The organism is Prevotella sp. BV3P1 (assembly GCF_000479005.1).
Lineage (GTDB): Bacteria > Bacteroidota > Bacteroidia > Bacteroidales > Bacteroidaceae > Prevotella.
On the sequence record NZ_AWXC01000062.1, the window covers coordinates 25,629 to 42,742 of the forward strand.

The window sequence follows — 17,114 nt, forward strand, 5'->3', positions numbered from 1 at the left end:
AGCGATTCATTAATAAGTGATACTCTCGATGGTTCGGTTGCTCTTATAATGAATCAACATGAAATTGGCATTCTGCCTGCCACCGTTAGCGACCTGCTTGAAATGTAATGGAGTTTGCAATGGCGTATGCATATTCTCCGCTTTGCTTCCTGAGAAGTTCATACCATATCGATGAAGTCCCTGACAAAAATAGCTTGCTTGGTCGTAACCTGTTAGTGCAAATCTTGGTAGAGCACCTTGCATCTCTTCCTTAAACCACTGACGATACTTGTATTCAATCCGCTTGGTCTGAGGAGAGAGCGCATTATAATAAGCAACTGTCGGTATATAAGTTTCGTACTTGCAGAAGTAATCGAAGTACACTTTCGTATACATCAGCCACTCTGTGTAACCAAACAACGACACAGACAGTGCGGGATTGGCTGCCTTCAGTCCATCAATCTTTGCCAGAGCCACATTCAGTTCAGGTGAACGGCCGGTGTTCAGAATGACAACATTAGGCTTTGTTAAGCTGAACGACTTTGCAAAAGCTTCCTCGCTCGACTTCAAGTTGGTGATGTTATACTTGATACCTTTGGCTTCCAGCTGCTTTCTTAACGGAAAAGTGAAGATGCCTTTTGTACTCGTAGCATCATTACAGTCAATGAATACCGGATGATGGTTAGGGAAACGATCCAGGTAAGCACGTATGGCGTCTTGTGCTTGACTGTCTGCCGACTGATATATTTGGAATATCTGAGGATTATTGGCCACCTCATCACCTTCGATAGAGAACGGAATGACCATTTTAATTCCAAACTTCTTGCAAAAATCTCCCAGATGTTTCACTTGCTTGGTGTATAACGGACCGAAAATAATGTCACAACTTTTGGCATTCGGATCCAACAACGTTTGGCGGATGTCAACATCAATCGGAACATTCCACGCATGGATATCGGTCGAAATGCCCTTTGCCTTTAAATCATCACATGCCAGCAACATGCCACGATAATACTCCACCATTCTCCTGCCATCACCATCAACATCGTGCAAAGGTAGCATCACACCGATGCGAATGGCACGCTTGGTAATGTCCATATTGCTAACCGATTGAGGTTTGGCAGATGCTTTTGTCGCAGGTGTTTGTGTCTTGACCGACCTTGTTGTCGCAGCAGTCTGATTCTTAACAAATGGTATGAAAACGGTATCCCCTTTCTTTAACTCATATCCTTCTTTTTTCATTTCAGGATTGGCATCCATCAAATCAGGAACGGAAATACCATATTTTCGAGCAATACCGAATACGGTATCTTTCTTTTTAGCTTCATATATGTCACGCCATTGGTTAACTTGCGCAATGGATTCAATGCTGAAAAGCATTAAAATTGCAAGTAATATATTTTCAAATATAGATTTCATGTTCATCGTTTTCATCCTTATTTAACTGCAAAAATACAAAAAAATATTCAACACCTCACTATTAGTCATGAATCTTTTACTATCTTTGTCTTCGGATTGCACCATTCTCATTGTTCAAAACGAATCAAAAATGAAAATTAAGACAGCCCTATTCATCCTCTTGCTGCTAACCTCTTTGCACATTATAGCACAAGAGACACCCACGATAAGTCCATCTGCCGTCTTCACAACAGTAGATGGCGAAACGAGTGAGGCGGTCACCGAATTTAGTGGTTCAGCACCTTTACAGGCCAAATTTTCTGCAAATGTAGCAAACCAAGGCGACTGGAACGCTTATTACGAATGGCGATTTGCCCTTGAAGGTGAAGAGAAACCATATCTCATACGCTACGAACAAGATACTGAAGCGACTTTCACCAAGGCAGGGTCGCATCGAGTTGTGCTCTACGCCATCTTCACTCATGACACTGACTCGGTGAAGTATACGGAGGAATATTGGGCTGACGCATCACCGATAACTGTTTCTATTTCAGAAAGTAAGCTGGAAATGCCTAATGCTTTTTCTCCTAATGGTGATGGCATCAATGACATCTATAAAGCCAAAGACGGCTGGCAAAGTCTGACAGAGTTCAAGGCATACATTTTTAACCGGTGGGGACAAAAGTTGTTCGAGTGGACAAATCCAGCCGATGGTTGGAATGGAAAGTTCCAAGGCAAAGACGTGAAGCAAGGCGTTTACTTCTGTTTAGTCAAAGCAAAGGGTGCCGACGGAAGAACCTTCAACATCAAAACAGACGTGAATTTACTGAGAGGATACAATGAAGATGGTGGCACCAAGATGGGTAAATAAAACAATTTAGGAAGCAACAAGATACAAATGACTCGCGAAGACGAAAAGATTAATATATGGGGTGCACGCGTACACAATCTTAAGAACATCGATGTAGAGATTCCACGCAATGCACTCACCGTTATTACAGGCTTATCAGGTTCAGGAAAATCATCCTTGGCATTCGACACTATTTTTGCCGAAGGACAACGAAGGTATATCGAAACGTTCTCGGCATACGCCAGAAACTTCCTCGGTAACCTGGAAAGACCCGACGTAGATAAAATCACAGGACTATCTCCTGTCATCAGCATCGAGCAGAAAACCACCAATAAAAGTCCCCGCTCTACTGTAGGTACAACCACTGAAATATACGACTACCTGCGCCTTCTCTATGCCCGAGCCGGTACGGCATACAGCTATCTGTCGGGTGAAAAAATGATAAAATACACCGAGGAGAAGGTTATTGAGATGATTCTCAACGACTATGCGGACAAGCGCATCTATATTTTGGCTCCCTTGGTAAAGCAAAGAAAAGGCCACTATCGCGAACTTTTCGAGAGTATGCGGCGCAAAGGCTATCTTTATATGCGGGTAGATGGAGAAATCACGGAGATTGTTCGCGGCATGAAGGTTGACCGGTACAAGAACCACAACATTGAGGTGGTGATCGACAAGTTGCAGGTGCGTGGCAAAGATGATGAGCGACTGAAGAAAACAGTACAGATAGCCATGAGGCAAGGCGACGGTGTCATCATGATTATGGACAAAGAAACGGGCGAGATACGCAACTTCTCTAAACGCCTCATGGACCCCGTCAGCGGCATTTCATACGGTGAACCAGCGCCCAACATTTTCTCTTTCAACTCGCCAGAGGGTGCCTGTCAGCGTTGCAAAGGTTTGGGCTATGTCAACGAGATTGACCTTTCAAAAGTCATTCCGAATGATAAACTTAGCATACATGATGGTGCCATCGTTCCATTGGGTAAATACAAGAACCAGATGATATTCTGGCAAATCGATGCCATCTTGCACAAATACGACCTGACACTCAAAACTCCATTCAAAGACATACCGCAGGATGTGGTTGACGAAATACTTTACGGAAGCCTTGAAAACATCAAGATTTCCAAAGACTTAGTTCGTACCAGCAGTGACTATTTTGTGACTTTTGAAGGCATCATCAAATACCTGCGTACGGTCATGGAGAATGATGATTCGACAGCCGGGCAAAAATGGGCAGACCAGTTTCTTGCCACGACCACTTGTCCTGAATGCAACGGGATGAGGCTCAAGCGAGAATCGTTGTCGTACAAGATATGGAACCGAAACATTTCAGAGATTGCCAACCTCGACATCACCGAACTGAAAGAGTGGCTCGACCATGTGGAGGAACATCTGGACAAACAGCAAAGAGCCATTGCTACAGAGATAGTGAAGGAATTGAGAGCACGCGTGAGCTTCTTACTGGAAGTTGGTCTCGACTATCTTTCACTCAACCGCGCATCTGCCTCTTTGTCCGGAGGCGAGAGCCAGCGCATCAGACTGGCCACTCAAATTGGCTCACAACTGGTCAATGTGCTGTATATTCTCGACGAACCCAGCATTGGTTTGCACCAAAGAGATAACGAACGGCTCATCCACTCACTGAAAGAATTACGCGACATGGGCAACTCTGTCATTGTCGTGGAACACGATAAAGACATGATGTTGGCTGCCGATTACATTATAGACATTGGCCCAAAGGCTGGACGCAAAGGAGGTGAGGTTGTCTTTCAAGGCACTCCGCAGCAAATGCTCCAGCAACATACCATCACGGCCGATTATCTAAATGGTAAACGAGCCATTGAGTTACCCGCGAAACGGCGCGAAGGCAACGGCAAAAGCATTTGGGTAAAGGGAGCAAAAGGTAACAACCTGAAGGACATTGACGTGGAGTTTCCGCTTGGAAAACTCATTGTCGTCACGGGTGTGTCTGGCTCTGGCAAGTCCACTCTCATCAACGAAACGCTGCAACCCATACTGTCGAAGCATTTTTATCGTTCGCTGAAAAAGCCTATGCCGTACGATTCGATAGAAGGCATCGACTATATAGATAAGGTGGTGGATGTAGATCAAAGTCCGTTAGGGCGAACTCCTCGCAGCAACCCAGCCACCTATACGGGCGTGTTCAGTGACATTCGGTCGCTCTTCGTCAACCTACCTGAGGCTAAAATACGTGGTTACAAACCTGGACGCTTTTCGTTTAACGTGAAAGGTGGACGATGTGAGGCCTGCGGTGGCAATGGTTACAAGACGATAGAAATGAACTTTCTGCCCGATGTGATGGTGCCATGCGAGGTTTGCCATGGCAAACGCTACAACCGCGAGACACTTGAAGTGAGATATAAGGGCAAAAGCATTGCCGACGTGCTGGATATGACCATCAATCAGGCAGTAGAATTTTTCGATGCCGTGCCTAACATTCTACACAAAATCAAAACCATTCAGGATGTTGGCTTAGGCTACATCAAATTGGGACAGCCCTCCACTACCCTTTCGGGCGGTGAGAGTCAGCGGGTGAAGTTGGCTACCGAATTATCTAAACGCGACACGGGAAAAACGCTGTACATCCTTGATGAGCCAACCACAGGACTGCACTTCGAGGACATCCGCATCTTGATGGACGTGCTTCAACAATTGGTTGATCGCGGTAACACGGTTATCATCATCGAACACAACCTGGATGTCATCAAGTTGGCCGATTACATCATTGACATGGGACCAGAGGGTGGACGTGGCGGCGGCATGGTTTTAACCACGGGAACGCCTGAAGAAGTGGCCAAAAGCCGTAAAGGACACACCCCAAAATTCTTAAAACAAGAACTTAAAGGCTAACCCCTCTTCCGAGAGAGCCAGCCTAATTTCATGGAAGCAGGCACGTGCCCGCTTCCATATTTTATTATACCTAAATATTACAAATATTTTGGAGACTCACCGTATTGATTGGCCTCTATATCTGAATCTTGGCAGCACCAAACAATCAATAAGATACTTCCAATCAACGGAATGATTCCCCAAAGAATATTCCAACCGCTTTTGTTAATGTCATGCAAGCGACGAACTGTAACAGCTAAATTGGGTAAGAACAATACGAGTGCCGCAATACAATAAATCGCTCCGTAAAAGGCGTACTCAATGGTGATGCCAAAAAGGCTATCCAATACAGCAGCTGCAATTAAAACCAAACTGTAAAACAACACGAACCACCAATACTCTGACCGGCGCGCACGCCCCTTAAAGGTTGCATACTTGTTAAAAACTTGACGAACGGCATCGGTAAACGACAGCTTGGGCGATGCCTCACGAATAGAATTTTGTTCCATAGTTTTATTTTTTAATAGGTACAATTTCATTATACCCTGGTTATTAAGATGTTTAAAGAACAACAGAAGTTTAAAATTTTACTTTTATTAAAAGTGCTTTGCAATATAGCTATACACGCATTCTCTTAGGACAAAGTTAGCTTTAAATATTCAATATAACAACTCTTTAACTCAAAATTTTTAAAGAAAAAAGCATCAATTAGCTGGAGTAAATACATATTAATTCTGACAGTGTACTATTCGTATTCGAGATTTCACAAGTACCGATCTACTGCCTTCATATTGTCGTCCTTTCAATAGCCATGAGTTTGGTCATCAATCTACATGACTTTAGCGTTCAATCTGTATGACTTTGGATACCAATTAGCATGAGTTTACCTGAGGTAGAATACATGCCTGTTATTAAGGGTGTTCACGCAACGAAAAAAGTCCCTACCCGATGGTATTTCAAATACCAAAGGTTAGGGACTTTATTTATGTATATATTCGTAAAACTACGAAATGGCTACCGAAGCCGCATGTATCCAATCGAATACCATGTAGCACACGCCAAACAACACTACACCGGCTGTGCATACAGCCAATGCCAACTTGGTATTGGCGTGGCTCTTGAACGTGGGCAACGGATTTTCACTTTTCTTGATGTACATCGCCTTCACTATCAAGAGATAATAATACAAGGAGATGACCGTATTGATTAACGCGATGAACAACACAATGTACGCCCATGCCCCTACTGAAGTGCTTAAATCGGCATCCTGCACGGCTGCCATAAAGATAAAGAACTTAGAGAACATTCCCGCAAATGGTGGAATACCGCCCAACGAGAACAACGCCAAGGTCATGAGGAACGCCAGCTTGGGGTTGGTTTGGTAAAAACCATTGTAACTGTCCATCATCACCGTACCGTTGTTATGTTCCTCTACCGCACTGATAATGGTAAACACTGCCATGTTGGCTACCACGTAAATCAACACATAGAAGCTCAATGCAGTGACACTCAACGCCGAGTTACCAGCAATCGCCAAAACAATATAACCTGCCTGAGAGATAGAACTGAACGCCATGAAGCGTTTCAGGTTGGTTTGACGAATGGCGAACAAGTTGGCTACCGTGATTGACAACACAATAACGATGTACAACAAATATTGCCAATAGATGACCATGGGGGCAAAAACTTTCATCAAGATAGTGCAAAGGGCAAAAGCTGCTGCACCTTTACTCACTACCGAGAGATAGCCAGTAACGGTGGTTGGCGCACCTTGGTACGAGTCGGCTGTCCAGAAATGGAAAGGCACCAAGCTAATCTTAAAGCCCAATCCACTGAAAAAGAACACCATGCCAAGAATGGTAAACGGTGTGGCAGTGAGCTGAGTGGCAATGTCTTCAAAGTAAAGCGTGCCTACCGCACCATAGATAAAGCTGATACCGTAGAGCATCACTCCACTTGAGAAGGTGGCTGTCAATATGAATTTGGCTCCTGCTTCGGCTGAGTCGTGACGATATTTGTCAAACGCAACCAAGCAAGCCATAGGTACGCTCGCCATTTCCAAGCCCAAGAAAAAGAGCAAGAAATGGTTGGCACTTACCATCATGTTCATTCCCAACAGCGTTGCTATCACCAATAAGTAGAACTCTCCCTCCTTAAAAGCGGTATCGGGACGCGACAACCATTCTTTGGACTGAATGAGAACGATGAGCGTTCCAAAAGCCAAAATCGTCTTGATCACCCCAATGGCAGGCGTAGCGATGTACATTCCTCCAAAAACAGTGTGCGTTTCTATAGGGAACAGGTTGATGAGGATGTGCGCAAACATAAGCAGACAAATCATGGGATTGAACCATGAGCGACGCTTGTCGGTGGGCGCAAGCGTCCTAATCTTCTGCGATGTAGCAAAGTCGACAACAAACGTAACCAGCAAAAGCACCACTAAGGTGACCTCTGGCATCATATATAGGAATTGACTGTAATTCATCTTCTTCTAAACTTTAGTGTATTATATTGAGTAGGATAGGTCCTACGGCATCATTGATGACATTGCTTGCCCACAGAGGTGCGATACCTAAGCCAGCTACACAGAATATCAAACACATCACAGCCACACGTTCGTCCCATGTAGCATCAGTGAGTTGCTCAAAATGAGGATTGGCTACCTTCTGATAAAGTATCTTTCCAACAACACGCAAGATATAAACTGCGGTGACAACAATGGAGGTACAAGCGATAATAGTAGCGGTGCGGTGAAAGGTGTCGTTATTGGCAAACGAGCCTACAAAGATAGTCATCTCCGCAACGAAGCCCGAGAAACCAGGTAATCCCAAGTTCGCCAAACCTGCCACTACATAACCTACACCCAAGAAAGGCATGATTTTCATCAATCCGCCCAACTGACGAACATCACGAGTATGCGTACGTCCGTAAATCATACCAATGAGCGCAAAGAACAAAGCGGTCATCAAACCGTGCGAGAGCATTTGGAGAATGGCTCCCGTACAAGCGGTTTTGGTCATCATCAACAGGGCGAACAACACCAAACCACAGTGACTTACCGAAGAATAGGCGTTGATATATTTCAAGTCGGTTTGCACACAAGCCGAGAGAGCACCATAGACAACAGAGATGGTGGTGAGGATAAGGAAGATCCAAGCCAACTCTTGTGCCGCCTCGGGCAACAAGAACATAGCGATGCGAAAACAACCGTAGCCTCCCAACTTCATCAACACACCAGCATGGAGCATAGAAACAGCGGTGGGTGCTGAAGCATGTCCATCGGGTGACCATGTGTGGAAAGGAAACAAAGCGCCTAACACACCGAAGCCAATGAATATCAATGGGAAAAATATCTTCTGAACATCAACAGGGATATTGTGCAGGGCAGCAATCTCAAGCACGTTCATCGTGGTGGCTCCACTATAGAAATAAATGCCCAAGATACCGATAATCAGCAAGGCACTTCCGCCCATGAGCATCAACGTCAACTTCATAGCGGCATATTCTTTAGGACCACTACCCCATACACCTATAAGCAGATACATCGGGATAAGTGCCACCTCGTAGAACATGAACATGGTAAATAAATCGATAGAGATAAAGAAGCCAAACACACCAATGCTCAACAAGGTAAACCAAAGGAAGTATTCTTTAGTCATGGGCTTGAGCTGCCAAGAGGCAAAGGTACCCGTAAAGACGATGATACTCGATAAGAGCAACATGACAACCGAGATACCATCCACTCCTACCGTGTAGGCTATGTTGAGCGGTTTGAACCAAGGTGCACTGTACATAAACAGCATGGCTTCGGTATTTCCTGCTTGACGCATTTGGATAAATGCAATAGTAAGCCAAACAGAGAGTGCCAGCAAAGCGGTAGAGCCAGCCACCATGACACCACGTACTTGACGGATGTTGCGAGCCAACCAAAGCCCGAACAACATCAAGACGGGAATAACGACGAATAATGTTAATATACTCATTTTTGTATTTTATTCATTAAATCTTTCTAACTAAAGCATTACAGCAAGCAGATCAATGCCAACGTCAATGCTACACTACCTGTAAGGAACCAAATGGCATATTGTCTCACATCGCCACTCTGCCAAGGTCGGATGCTTTCGCCTGCCTCCTGAGTACCCCATGCCAAGAAGTTAAAGAAGCCATCAATAACATGACGGTCGAACCAAGCAATGGGACGACTAACACAACGGAAGATAATTTTGTGTGTCACAAACTGCCAAACCTCGTCCATATAGAAACGTTTGTAAGCAGCGCGGTGCAAGGTAGGGAAAGTACTTGCCAACTTGTCTGCCACTGGCGTTTTCTCTCCTTTATACATAAAGGTAGCAAGACCGATGGCAAGCAATGCCAATACGGTACTGGTAATCGCCACTGACCAGTTGGTATGCGTATTAAACCCAATGCCGTTGGCAGACACCAACTGTCCTGCACGTGTCCCCCAAAGGAAGACGGTACAAGTGATGAGCGACAAGAATATCAACGGAAAGGTCATTACTGCAGGAGCTTCGTGAGGCGCATGCACGTTGGGTTCGCCCTGATGTGACTCGTAATAGCTCTTGCCCCAGAAGATAACGTAATACAAACGGAACATATAGAAGGCGGTCATCATGGCAATACCGCTCATCACCATTCCCATGACGGGGTGAAAGTTGTAACAAGCCACCAATATCTCATCCTTTGAATAGAATCCAGAGAAAGGTGGAATGCCCGAAATAGCAAGACATGAAATCAAGAACGTAATGTGGGTGATGGGCATGTACTTGCGAAGTCCTCCCATATAATACTTCTCATTGGAGTGTACGGCATGAATCACACATCCTGCACCCAAGAACAAACAAGCCTTGAACATGGCATGCGTAAACAGATGGAACATGCTTGCCATATATCCTAAGCCTTGTACGTCGGCATATTCTTCGGTCATTGCTACCGCACCTGTGGTAGGATCGGGTAAGCAAACGCCCAAAGCAACGAGCATAAAACCTATCTGCGAAATGGTTGAGAATGCCAAGACACGCTTGATGTCACTCTGTGCGCACGCCACGGCAGCTGCATAAAAGGCGGTAAAGGCAGCAATATAAGCAATCCAATGCAACTGCTCGGGCGCATATTCCACGAACAAGGGGAACATACTTGCCACCAAATACACACCTGCCACCACCATCGTAGCAGCGTGAATCAATGCAGAAACTGGAGTTGGACCTTCCATGGCATCAGGCAACCAAATGTGTAAAGGGAACATGGCTGATTTACCTGCACCACCAATAAACATCAGGAACAGCGCTAACGGCATCACCCAAGCGGCATGAGCAGCATGAGTTGCCAATTCTGGCGTAGCAGTTAAATCGTAATTGAATGTACCTACATAGAAGCTATAAAACAGGATACCGATTAAAAAGAACAAATCGGCAAAGCGTGTCACAATGAAAGCTTTCTTAGAAGCCGCCACAGCTGTGTGCATGGGATAATAGAAACCGATGAGCAGGTAAGAGCTAACGCCCACCAACTCCCAAAACAAATACATCTGGAAAATATTGGTTGCCACTACCAAGCCCAACATTGACATGGTGAAGAGCGAAAGGAAAGCATAATAACGCTGAAAACCTTTCTCTCCGTGCATATAGCCAAAGGAATAGATGTGCACCATGAAACTGACCGTAGAGATAACCACTAACATCATCACAGAAATAGGTGTCAACCTAAAACCGATGTTAAAGGTAAGCAGTTCGGTAAACTTCAACCACGTAATATTAAAAGGTGTAATGGTGGGATATAATCCGTCAACGCCACGCCCTACGCCTATAAAATATTCATAAGCGGTGTAGCAAGAAAGACAGAACACCGTACCAAGCACCACGGTGCCAATGAGTCCAGCCACCTTATGACTCATCTTCATACCCAACAGTCCAAGTATCAGGAAACTGAGTGCAGGTAGAAGAAGTATTAAATATACATAACTGTAATCCATCATCTTATAATTTCATATTTTCAATACTGTTCACCTGATCACTACCAAAGTTTCGGTAAACGTTTATAATAATGGCAATCGCCACCGCTGTCTCGGCAGCACTGATGCCAATGGAGAACAACGTGAAGAAAAAGCCCTCCAACTGTTCGGGGAACAGGATGCGGTTAAATACAGCAAAGTTGATGTCTGCGGAGTTAAGAACCAACTCTACGGAGATTAACATTGCCAACAAATTTCGACGAGTAACGAAGCCAAATACGCCAATAAAAAACAATAGCGCACTCAGACCTATCAAACATTCAACGGGTATCATTTATCATCCTCCTTTCTGGCAATCAACAAACCGCCAATGATACATGCCAACAAGAACACAGAAATGAGTTCAAAGGGCAAAACATACTGATATTTTTCAGAGCCTACCAATGCTTGTCCAATGACATTCATCGGGACTTCTGCATCGGCAACCTGCGTTGCTTGATGAATAAACTGATTCTTCACCAAGACACCTATCACGGTAGCCAGTCCTATCAATGAGAGCAAAGCCCCCTGAATGACGCGTGAACCTTTGAGATGTTCTACTAATCCTTGGAGCGTACGCTTGGATACCAACTGTATTGCAAAGATATAGAGTATCGTGATGCCCCCTGCATAAATAGCAATCTGTGCTGCTCCCAAATATGTATATCCTAAAAGGAAATAGATACCTGCAACACCAAATAAAACAAATATCAGAAAGGTAGCCGCCCGCATAATCCTTTTTGTTAGTACACACATGATGGCAGAGCCCAAGATGACGACTGCCAAAATGCAAAACATGATTAAATTAGCCATATACGTTACTACTTTTATTTGGTTTTGGTATTAAATTGTCCAATGGTCAGCGGTGCCCCACCGTCTATCAAGCCTGGCAAACTTCCGCCTTGATACACTTCCTTGTCAAGGTGCATGGTCAAGGAATCTCGCTCGAACACACTGTTTTCAAAGTCGTTGGTAAACTCAATGGCGTTGAAGTTGCAAGAGTTGACACAGAGTTGGCAGAACATACAATCGCCTAATTTGTACTGATAGTCTACCAATTGTTTCTTTTTCTTGCCCGTCTCTTCGTTGACAACCATTTCACTCTTAATGAGTATGGTCTCATTGGGACATGCTTTCTCGCACATAGTGCACGCTACACAGTTGTGAGTGCCGTCTTCGTTACGCTTAAACACTAAGCGTCCGCGGTGACGTTGAGCCACATGCAGTGTCGTCTTGCGATTCTCTGGATATTGTTCGGTGCTCTTTGGGGTGAAGTATTCCTTCAAGGTAACCCTCAAACCCGTTACGAGCGACGTGATAGCATACCAGATTCCGCTAAAATATGATTGTTTATTTTCCATCTTACTGAATCTTCAAGAAATGAAACGATTTAACCGTGGATACCAAAAGCCACACAAATGGTCATCAGTATGAGATTTACCAATGCCAATGGCATGAGATACTTCCACTCTAAAGTTAAGATTTGGTCAATTCTCAAACGTGGGAACGTCCAGCGAATCCACATCAGAAGCCAAACTACAACAAAAGTCTTACCTAAGAACCACACAATGCCTGGAATATAATTCATCACCGCATCGAAGCCTTCGACACCAATATTGAAAGGTGCCCAACCGCCTAAGAACACGGCAGTTGCTAATCCTGCGATGACAAATAGATTGAGGTATTCTGCCAAATAGTAGAAACCAAAGCCCATACCCGAATACTCAGTATGGTATCCAGCAGTCAACTCGCTCTCTGCCTCTGCCAAGTCGAACGGTCCACGGTTCGCTTCAGCATTGCCAGCTACCAAGAACAACAAGAATGCAATGATAGCAGGAAGGTGTCCTTTAATAATTAACCAGTTCCATGGTCCTGTCTGTGCTTCCACAATTCCGCTCATTTGCATCGTTCCCGTCAAGGCAACAGCCGCAATGAGAGTCAGTCCCAAGGTCATTTCATACGAAATCATCTGCACCGCTCCACGCATGGCAGACAGAACAGAATATTTGTTATTTGATCCCCATCCTGCCAAAAAGACGCCTAACACACCAATGCTCGATATGGCAGTCACCAAGAAGATGCCCACGTTAAAATCGAGAATGTGCGCTCCCTTATTCCAAGGAAGGAACGAGAAAGTACCCACTGAGGCAATCACAACAAAGAATGGTGCAATATAATACAAGAATTTGTCGGCCTTGTCAACGGCAAAGATTTCTTTAATGAGCATCTTAAACACGTCGGCAAACACCTGAAGCGTTCCCCAAAAGCCCACACGCATAGGCCCGAGACGACATTGGAAGTAGGCACACACCTTACGTTCCATGAATATCAACACTATCGCCAACAAGGCGTAGGCAGTGAGAATGGCGACACCAACGACAACACATTCAATGAATATCGTCCAAAAATCGTTCAAACCTAAGGTTTGTCGAAGTAGCGTGTCGAACCATGTGGTTACTATACTAAAATCAAACATGATCTATTTAAGTTATTTATATTGAACAAGTTGCTATCATGGAGCAAAGCATTGCTACAAGTTTTCAACTTATATATACCTGCTATCTATCAATATCTGGAATGACAAAGTCGAGCGCCGCACCTGCAGTAACAAGGTCAGCTATCTTTTGTCCTCGTAGCATCTCATCCATCGCAGCAACATGATTCAAGCCCATTGGGCGGAATTTCAAGCGGTAAGGCATCTTGTCTCCTTTAGAATCCAAGTAAACTCCTATTTCGCCACGCGAGCCTTCGCATGAGAAATACCATTGTCCTTCAGGCACTTTGATGATTGGCTTCTGCTTTACATAGAAGTCGCCTGCAGGAATATTATCAATGAGCTGTTCGATGATGCGAATGCTTTGCTTGATTTCCTCAATACGATTGAGGTATCTACCAAACGAATCACAATGCTCGTTGAGAACTTCATCAAACTCCACCTTGTCGTACATGGCATAGGGATGATTCTTGCGCACATCGTTTTTCCAGCCAGAAGCACGTCCAGAAGCACCTGTTACACCATAACTAATGATGTTTTCAAGATTCATGGGCGCAATTCCCTTGAAGCGTTGTTGCATGATGACGTTATCTCCAAACACATCCATGTACTCTTGTAACATGGGTTTGAGATAAGCACACAGTTTCTTGGTGTTATCTACAAAGTTGGGATCGATATCATCCTGGCAACCGCCAATGCGGTAATAGTTTTGGATGAGTCGTCCACCCGTAGTCTCCTCCATGACGTTCAACACGTGTTCGCGGTCGCGCATGCTGTACAAGAAGGCTGTCAAAGCACCCAAATCCTGTGCGCAACAACCTAAATATAGCAAGTGCGAGTCAATACGCTGCAACTCGTCCATGATGGTACGGATGTACTGTATGCGCTCGGTCAGTTCTATCTCCATCGCCTCTTCAATGACGCCCACCAACGCATGGCGGTTCATCATGGCACTGAGGTAATCCATTCGGTCGGTCAACGCCAAGGTTTGAGGATAGGTGTACGCCTCGCACATCTTCTCCATTCCACGGTGGATATATCCAAAATGCGGATAGATGTGCTTCACGGTTTCACCGTCTAACACACTTTGCAAACGAAGTACACCGTGCGTACTGGGGTGTTGAGGACCAATGTTGATCACGAAATCGTTGTCTGTAAACAACGGAACGCGGGTCTCTACCAAGTTACCGTTCTTGTCGAGTGAGTATTGGAACGTGTAATCCAACTCCACATCCTCTTCCAAAGTGTACTGGTTGTTCTCGGGCGAGACATCGAAGTTCTTACGAAGTGGATAGCCCTTGAAATCATTGCGCAAATAAAGACGGCGCATATCCTTATGCCCCAAGAACTTAATACCTAAGAAGTCGTACACTTCACGCTCTAAGATATCGGCAGCCTTCCATAGGTTGGAAACAGTATCGAGTACATACTCCTCCCCTATTTGCTGCGCTATCGCCTTGACCGATGTACGTTCGTGAGTTTGTGTGTTTTCTAAAATATAAATACATCCTAACCCTTCTTCGCCAAAGTCTTCGCCAACAATGGTAACAAGGTAATCGAAATGCTTGTCGTTCTTCAGTTTCGACATCTCTTGTGCCAAGTTACTGAATGCAATTTCTATATTTTCTAATTTCATATCCGATATACCTTATTTAATGTTGATGTTCTAACTCTTCTTGAGGATGAAAGTCTTCGGGAACATGAGTCACTACGATAGGCTTGTTTTCCTTCAGTTTTTGTTGGTACACCTCTGCGTTACTCAATCCGTGTTGGTGAGCCTCTTGCTTATGGTTGACACCTCCGAAGAATTTTTCTACTTTGATTTTGCGCTGCAACTGCATCATGCCATACATGATAGCCTCTGGACGTGGCGGACATCCCGGTATGAAGACATCAACAGGAACAATCTCATCAATTCCTCTTACCACGTGATAACTGCTCTTGAACGGACCGCCAGAAATGGCACATCCACCCACGGCAATAACGTACTTGGGTTCTGCCATTTCATCGTATAGACGTCTAAAAGCAGGTGCCATTTTGTTAGTAATGGTTCCAGCACACATAATCAGATCGGCTTGTCGTGGAGAGTTACGCGTCACCTCAAATCCGAAACGAGCGAAATCGTAACGAGCGCATCCCACTGCCATAAACTCAATACCGCAACAGCTGGTGGCGAAGGTCAAGCTCCAGAGCGAATTGGCACGTCCCCAGTTAATCAATTGGTCCAGCGACCCAGTGACAACGTTCACGCCTCCTTCATGGAGTTCGTCAACAATGCGTTCCAACGATTCGTTGTCCTTAAACTCCCCGTAAGGAATACTCTTGATATACGGTTTCTTTATTTCCATTCCAAAGCTCCTTTCCGCCAAGCATACGCCAAGCCTAAGACAAGTACCATGAGGAAGAAACCGATGCTAACCAAAGCCATAGCTCCAAAATCTCGCACAACTACCGCCCATGGATAGAGCAGTACAGTCTCGATATCGAACATGAGGAAAAGGATAGCGAATAGGTAATAACCAACGTGCATGGGAAGCCACGAAGAACCTCTCGTTGGGATACCACTCTCATAGGGTTCGCCTTTTACCGCATTATACGAGCGCGGACCAATTAACTTTGCGATGACATAAGCTGCCACTACCAAGGTTACGGCCGTCAACAAAACGGTAACGAATAAAGTAAAATTCATAAAAAGTATTATAATTATAATTGTTCTCGCTTTCTGTCGAAACACATACATTTTTACTAATGCGATGCAAAGTTAATCATTATTTTGAGATTTTTTACAAGATATGACAAAAAAAATAGATTAAATTGCTAACTTCAGATTGCAAAATATGATTCTCGAGTGATTGTTTTATTTTCTGAGCAACAATGCACTTGTTTAACTTCCACTAACATCATACAAATAAAAGTAAAAAGTTGATAGTATTTGAAGGCATATAATATTTGAAAATTCTTAACACAAGGCATTAGAAAACTCTCGGATTTTAGGGCAAAATCCTGGCGATATTTTCAATCAACCTCATGGTCGACGGCAAATATGCGAATTTTACAAAATGCTGATATAGATAGACTTACGAACCTGAAAGCAGAAAGAACAGAGGTTAACTCTATGCCTTAGGCATCAAAAAGGGCGAAATTGGCATCTTAGAACCATGCTATAAGGGTGCAAAAGCTATCTTTTAGCACGACTAAAGCATGCAGATATGATGATTAAAGCATAGAAATAAGGTGGTAACTCACTATCTTAACACCTTCAAAAATGCTAAAACAAAGAAAACTCGGACTAATTTTTCTTATTTATCTCAATGCTTTAACAAGGGGAAAGATGCTTAAAAACAAGCATAAAAGTTTACAATATTTACCTCTTCCCATTTTATCACAAATAAATTCAGAGCAAAATCCCTACGCAGGAATTAAGGAAGAAGACAGAAAATGAAGGCTGCGAGCAATCATATCCTGCCTCAAATAGTGTCAAATAAACTTGGCTATGCCCAATAACACTATTTGAGGAGAATTTCAAAATA

Annotated in this window: 14 protein-coding genes; 2 read left to right on the top strand and 12 right to left on the bottom strand. The window is 44.2% G+C overall.

Translation table 11 applies throughout. From position 1 onward, the window contains the following. Window positions 1-9 precede the first annotated feature (9 nt). Window positions 10-1,404 (bottom strand): amino acid ABC transporter substrate-binding protein, encoded by a 1,395-nt coding sequence (locus HMPREF1254_RS10855; protein ID WP_036878134.1) that lies wholly within the window; start codon window positions 1,402-1,404, stop codon window positions 10-12. A 124-nt stretch (window positions 1,405-1,528) separates the two neighbouring features. On the opposite strand from HMPREF1254_RS10855, the gene HMPREF1254_RS10860 reads away from it, so the two are divergent. Next, window positions 1,529-2,248 (top strand): gliding motility-associated C-terminal domain-containing protein, encoded by a 720-nt coding sequence (locus HMPREF1254_RS10860; RefSeq protein WP_036878136.1) that lies wholly within the window; start codon window positions 1,529-1,531, stop codon window positions 2,246-2,248. 27 nt (window positions 2,249-2,275) lie between these two features. Further along, window positions 2,276-5,104: an excinuclease ABC subunit UvrA gene (uvrA, locus tag HMPREF1254_RS10865; RefSeq protein WP_023058750.1), complete on the top strand. Its 2,829-nt coding sequence runs from the start codon at window positions 2,276-2,278 to the stop codon at window positions 5,102-5,104. A 77-nt stretch (window positions 5,105-5,181) separates the two neighbouring features. Here the strand turns inward: uvrA and HMPREF1254_RS10870 are convergent, their stop codons facing one another. The 11 genes from HMPREF1254_RS10870 to HMPREF1254_RS10920 all read right to left on the bottom strand — a co-directional run bounded on the left by HMPREF1254_RS10870 (window position 5,182) and on the right by HMPREF1254_RS10920 (window position 16,273). Next, entirely contained in the window at window positions 5,182-5,592 is a 411-nt protein-coding gene (locus tag HMPREF1254_RS10870) for a DUF805 domain-containing protein (protein ID WP_023058713.1), read from the bottom strand. Between the two features lie 494 nt (window positions 5,593-6,086). Beyond that, window positions 6,087-7,568, bottom strand: a complete 1,482-nt coding sequence (locus tag HMPREF1254_RS10875; RefSeq protein ID WP_036878138.1) for an NADH-quinone oxidoreductase subunit N — start codon at window positions 7,566-7,568, stop codon at window positions 6,087-6,089. Window positions 7,569-7,581: 13 nt separating this feature from the next. Continuing rightward, entirely contained in the window at window positions 7,582-9,066 is a 1,485-nt protein-coding gene (locus HMPREF1254_RS10880) for a complex I subunit 4 family protein (protein ID WP_023058716.1), read from the bottom strand. Between the two features lie 38 nt (window positions 9,067-9,104). Beyond that, window positions 9,105-11,072: an NADH-quinone oxidoreductase subunit 5 family protein gene (locus HMPREF1254_RS10885; RefSeq protein WP_023058705.1), complete on the bottom strand. Its 1,968-nt coding sequence runs from the start codon at window positions 11,070-11,072 to the stop codon at window positions 9,105-9,107. Between the two features lie 4 nt (window positions 11,073-11,076). Further along, entirely contained in the window at window positions 11,077-11,385 is a 309-nt protein-coding gene (nuoK, locus tag HMPREF1254_RS10890; RefSeq protein WP_004348632.1) for an NADH-quinone oxidoreductase subunit NuoK, read from the bottom strand. Next, a complete protein-coding gene (locus tag HMPREF1254_RS10895; RefSeq protein ID WP_025071550.1) occupies window positions 11,382-11,903 on the bottom strand; it encodes an NADH-quinone oxidoreductase subunit J family protein in 522 nt (173 codons plus the stop codon). Before HMPREF1254_RS10895 ends, nuoK begins: the two co-directional genes overlap by 4 nt. 14 nt (window positions 11,904-11,917) lie before the next feature. After that, window positions 11,918-12,451: a 4Fe-4S dicluster domain-containing protein gene (locus HMPREF1254_RS10900; RefSeq protein WP_023058781.1), complete on the bottom strand. Its 534-nt coding sequence runs from the start codon at window positions 12,449-12,451 to the stop codon at window positions 11,918-11,920. Between the two features lie 29 nt (window positions 12,452-12,480). Continuing rightward, window positions 12,481-13,566 (bottom strand): NADH-quinone oxidoreductase subunit NuoH, encoded by a 1,086-nt coding sequence (gene nuoH / locus HMPREF1254_RS10905; protein ID WP_023058792.1) that lies wholly within the window; start codon window positions 13,564-13,566, stop codon window positions 12,481-12,483. 82 nt (window positions 13,567-13,648) lie between these two features. Next, window positions 13,649-15,220: an NADH-quinone oxidoreductase subunit C gene (locus tag HMPREF1254_RS10910; RefSeq protein ID WP_023058762.1), complete on the bottom strand. Its 1,572-nt coding sequence runs from the start codon at window positions 15,218-15,220 to the stop codon at window positions 13,649-13,651. A 16-nt stretch (window positions 15,221-15,236) separates the two neighbouring features. Further along, the gene (locus HMPREF1254_RS10915) at window positions 15,237-15,932 is read right to left on the bottom strand and encodes an NADH-quinone oxidoreductase subunit B (protein ID WP_023058788.1); all 696 of its coding nucleotides are present in this window, start codon (window positions 15,930-15,932) and stop codon (window positions 15,237-15,239) included. Then, window positions 15,923-16,273 carry an NADH-quinone oxidoreductase subunit A gene (locus HMPREF1254_RS10920; RefSeq protein ID WP_025071546.1) on the bottom strand — a complete coding sequence of 117 codons (351 nt, stop codon included), beginning with the start codon at window positions 16,271-16,273 and terminating at the stop codon, window positions 15,923-15,925. The genes HMPREF1254_RS10915 and HMPREF1254_RS10920 overlap by 10 nt, the downstream gene beginning before the upstream one ends. Between the last annotated feature and the right edge of the window lie 841 nt (window positions 16,274-17,114).

What these genes read in the sequence shown, in the direction of transcription:
- HMPREF1254_RS10855 (WP_036878134.1), bottom strand. Translation starts at nt 1,404, where the DNA reads ATGAACATGAAATCTATATTTGAAAATATATTACTTGCAATTTTAATG.
- HMPREF1254_RS10860 (WP_036878136.1), top strand. Translation starts at nt 1,529, where the DNA reads ATGAAAATTAAGACAGCCCTATTCATCCTCTTGCTGCTAACCTCTTTG.
- uvrA (WP_023058750.1), top strand. Translation starts at nt 2,276, where the DNA reads ATGACTCGCGAAGACGAAAAGATTAATATATGGGGTGCACGCGTACAC.
- HMPREF1254_RS10870 (WP_023058713.1), bottom strand. Translation starts at nt 5,592, where the DNA reads ATGGAACAAAATTCTATTCGTGAGGCATCGCCCAAGCTGTCGTTTACC.
- HMPREF1254_RS10875 (WP_036878138.1), bottom strand. Translation starts at nt 7,568, where the DNA reads ATGAATTACAGTCAATTCCTATATATGATGCCAGAGGTCACCTTAGTG.
- HMPREF1254_RS10880 (WP_023058716.1), bottom strand. Translation starts at nt 9,066, where the DNA reads ATGAGTATATTAACATTATTCGTCGTTATTCCCGTCTTGATGTTGTTC.
- HMPREF1254_RS10885 (WP_023058705.1), bottom strand. Translation starts at nt 11,072, where the DNA reads ATGGATTACAGTTATGTATATTTAATACTTCTTCTACCTGCACTCAGT.
- nuoK (WP_004348632.1), bottom strand. Translation starts at nt 11,385, where the DNA reads ATGATACCCGTTGAATGTTTGATAGGTCTGAGTGCGCTATTGTTTTTT.
- HMPREF1254_RS10895 (WP_025071550.1), bottom strand. Translation starts at nt 11,903, where the DNA reads ATGGCTAATTTAATCATGTTTTGCATTTTGGCAGTCGTCATCTTGGGC.
- HMPREF1254_RS10900 (WP_023058781.1), bottom strand. Translation starts at nt 12,451, where the DNA reads ATGGAAAATAAACAATCATATTTTAGCGGAATCTGGTATGCTATCACG.
- nuoH (WP_023058792.1), bottom strand. Translation starts at nt 13,566, where the DNA reads ATGTTTGATTTTAGTATAGTAACCACATGGTTCGACACGCTACTTCGA.
- HMPREF1254_RS10910 (WP_023058762.1), bottom strand. Translation starts at nt 15,220, where the DNA reads ATGAAATTAGAAAATATAGAAATTGCATTCAGTAACTTGGCACAAGAG.
- HMPREF1254_RS10915 (WP_023058788.1), bottom strand. Translation starts at nt 15,932, where the DNA reads ATGGAAATAAAGAAACCGTATATCAAGAGTATTCCTTACGGGGAGTTT.
- HMPREF1254_RS10920 (WP_025071546.1), bottom strand. Translation starts at nt 16,273, where the DNA reads ATGAATTTTACTTTATTCGTTACCGTTTTGTTGACGGCCGTAACCTTG.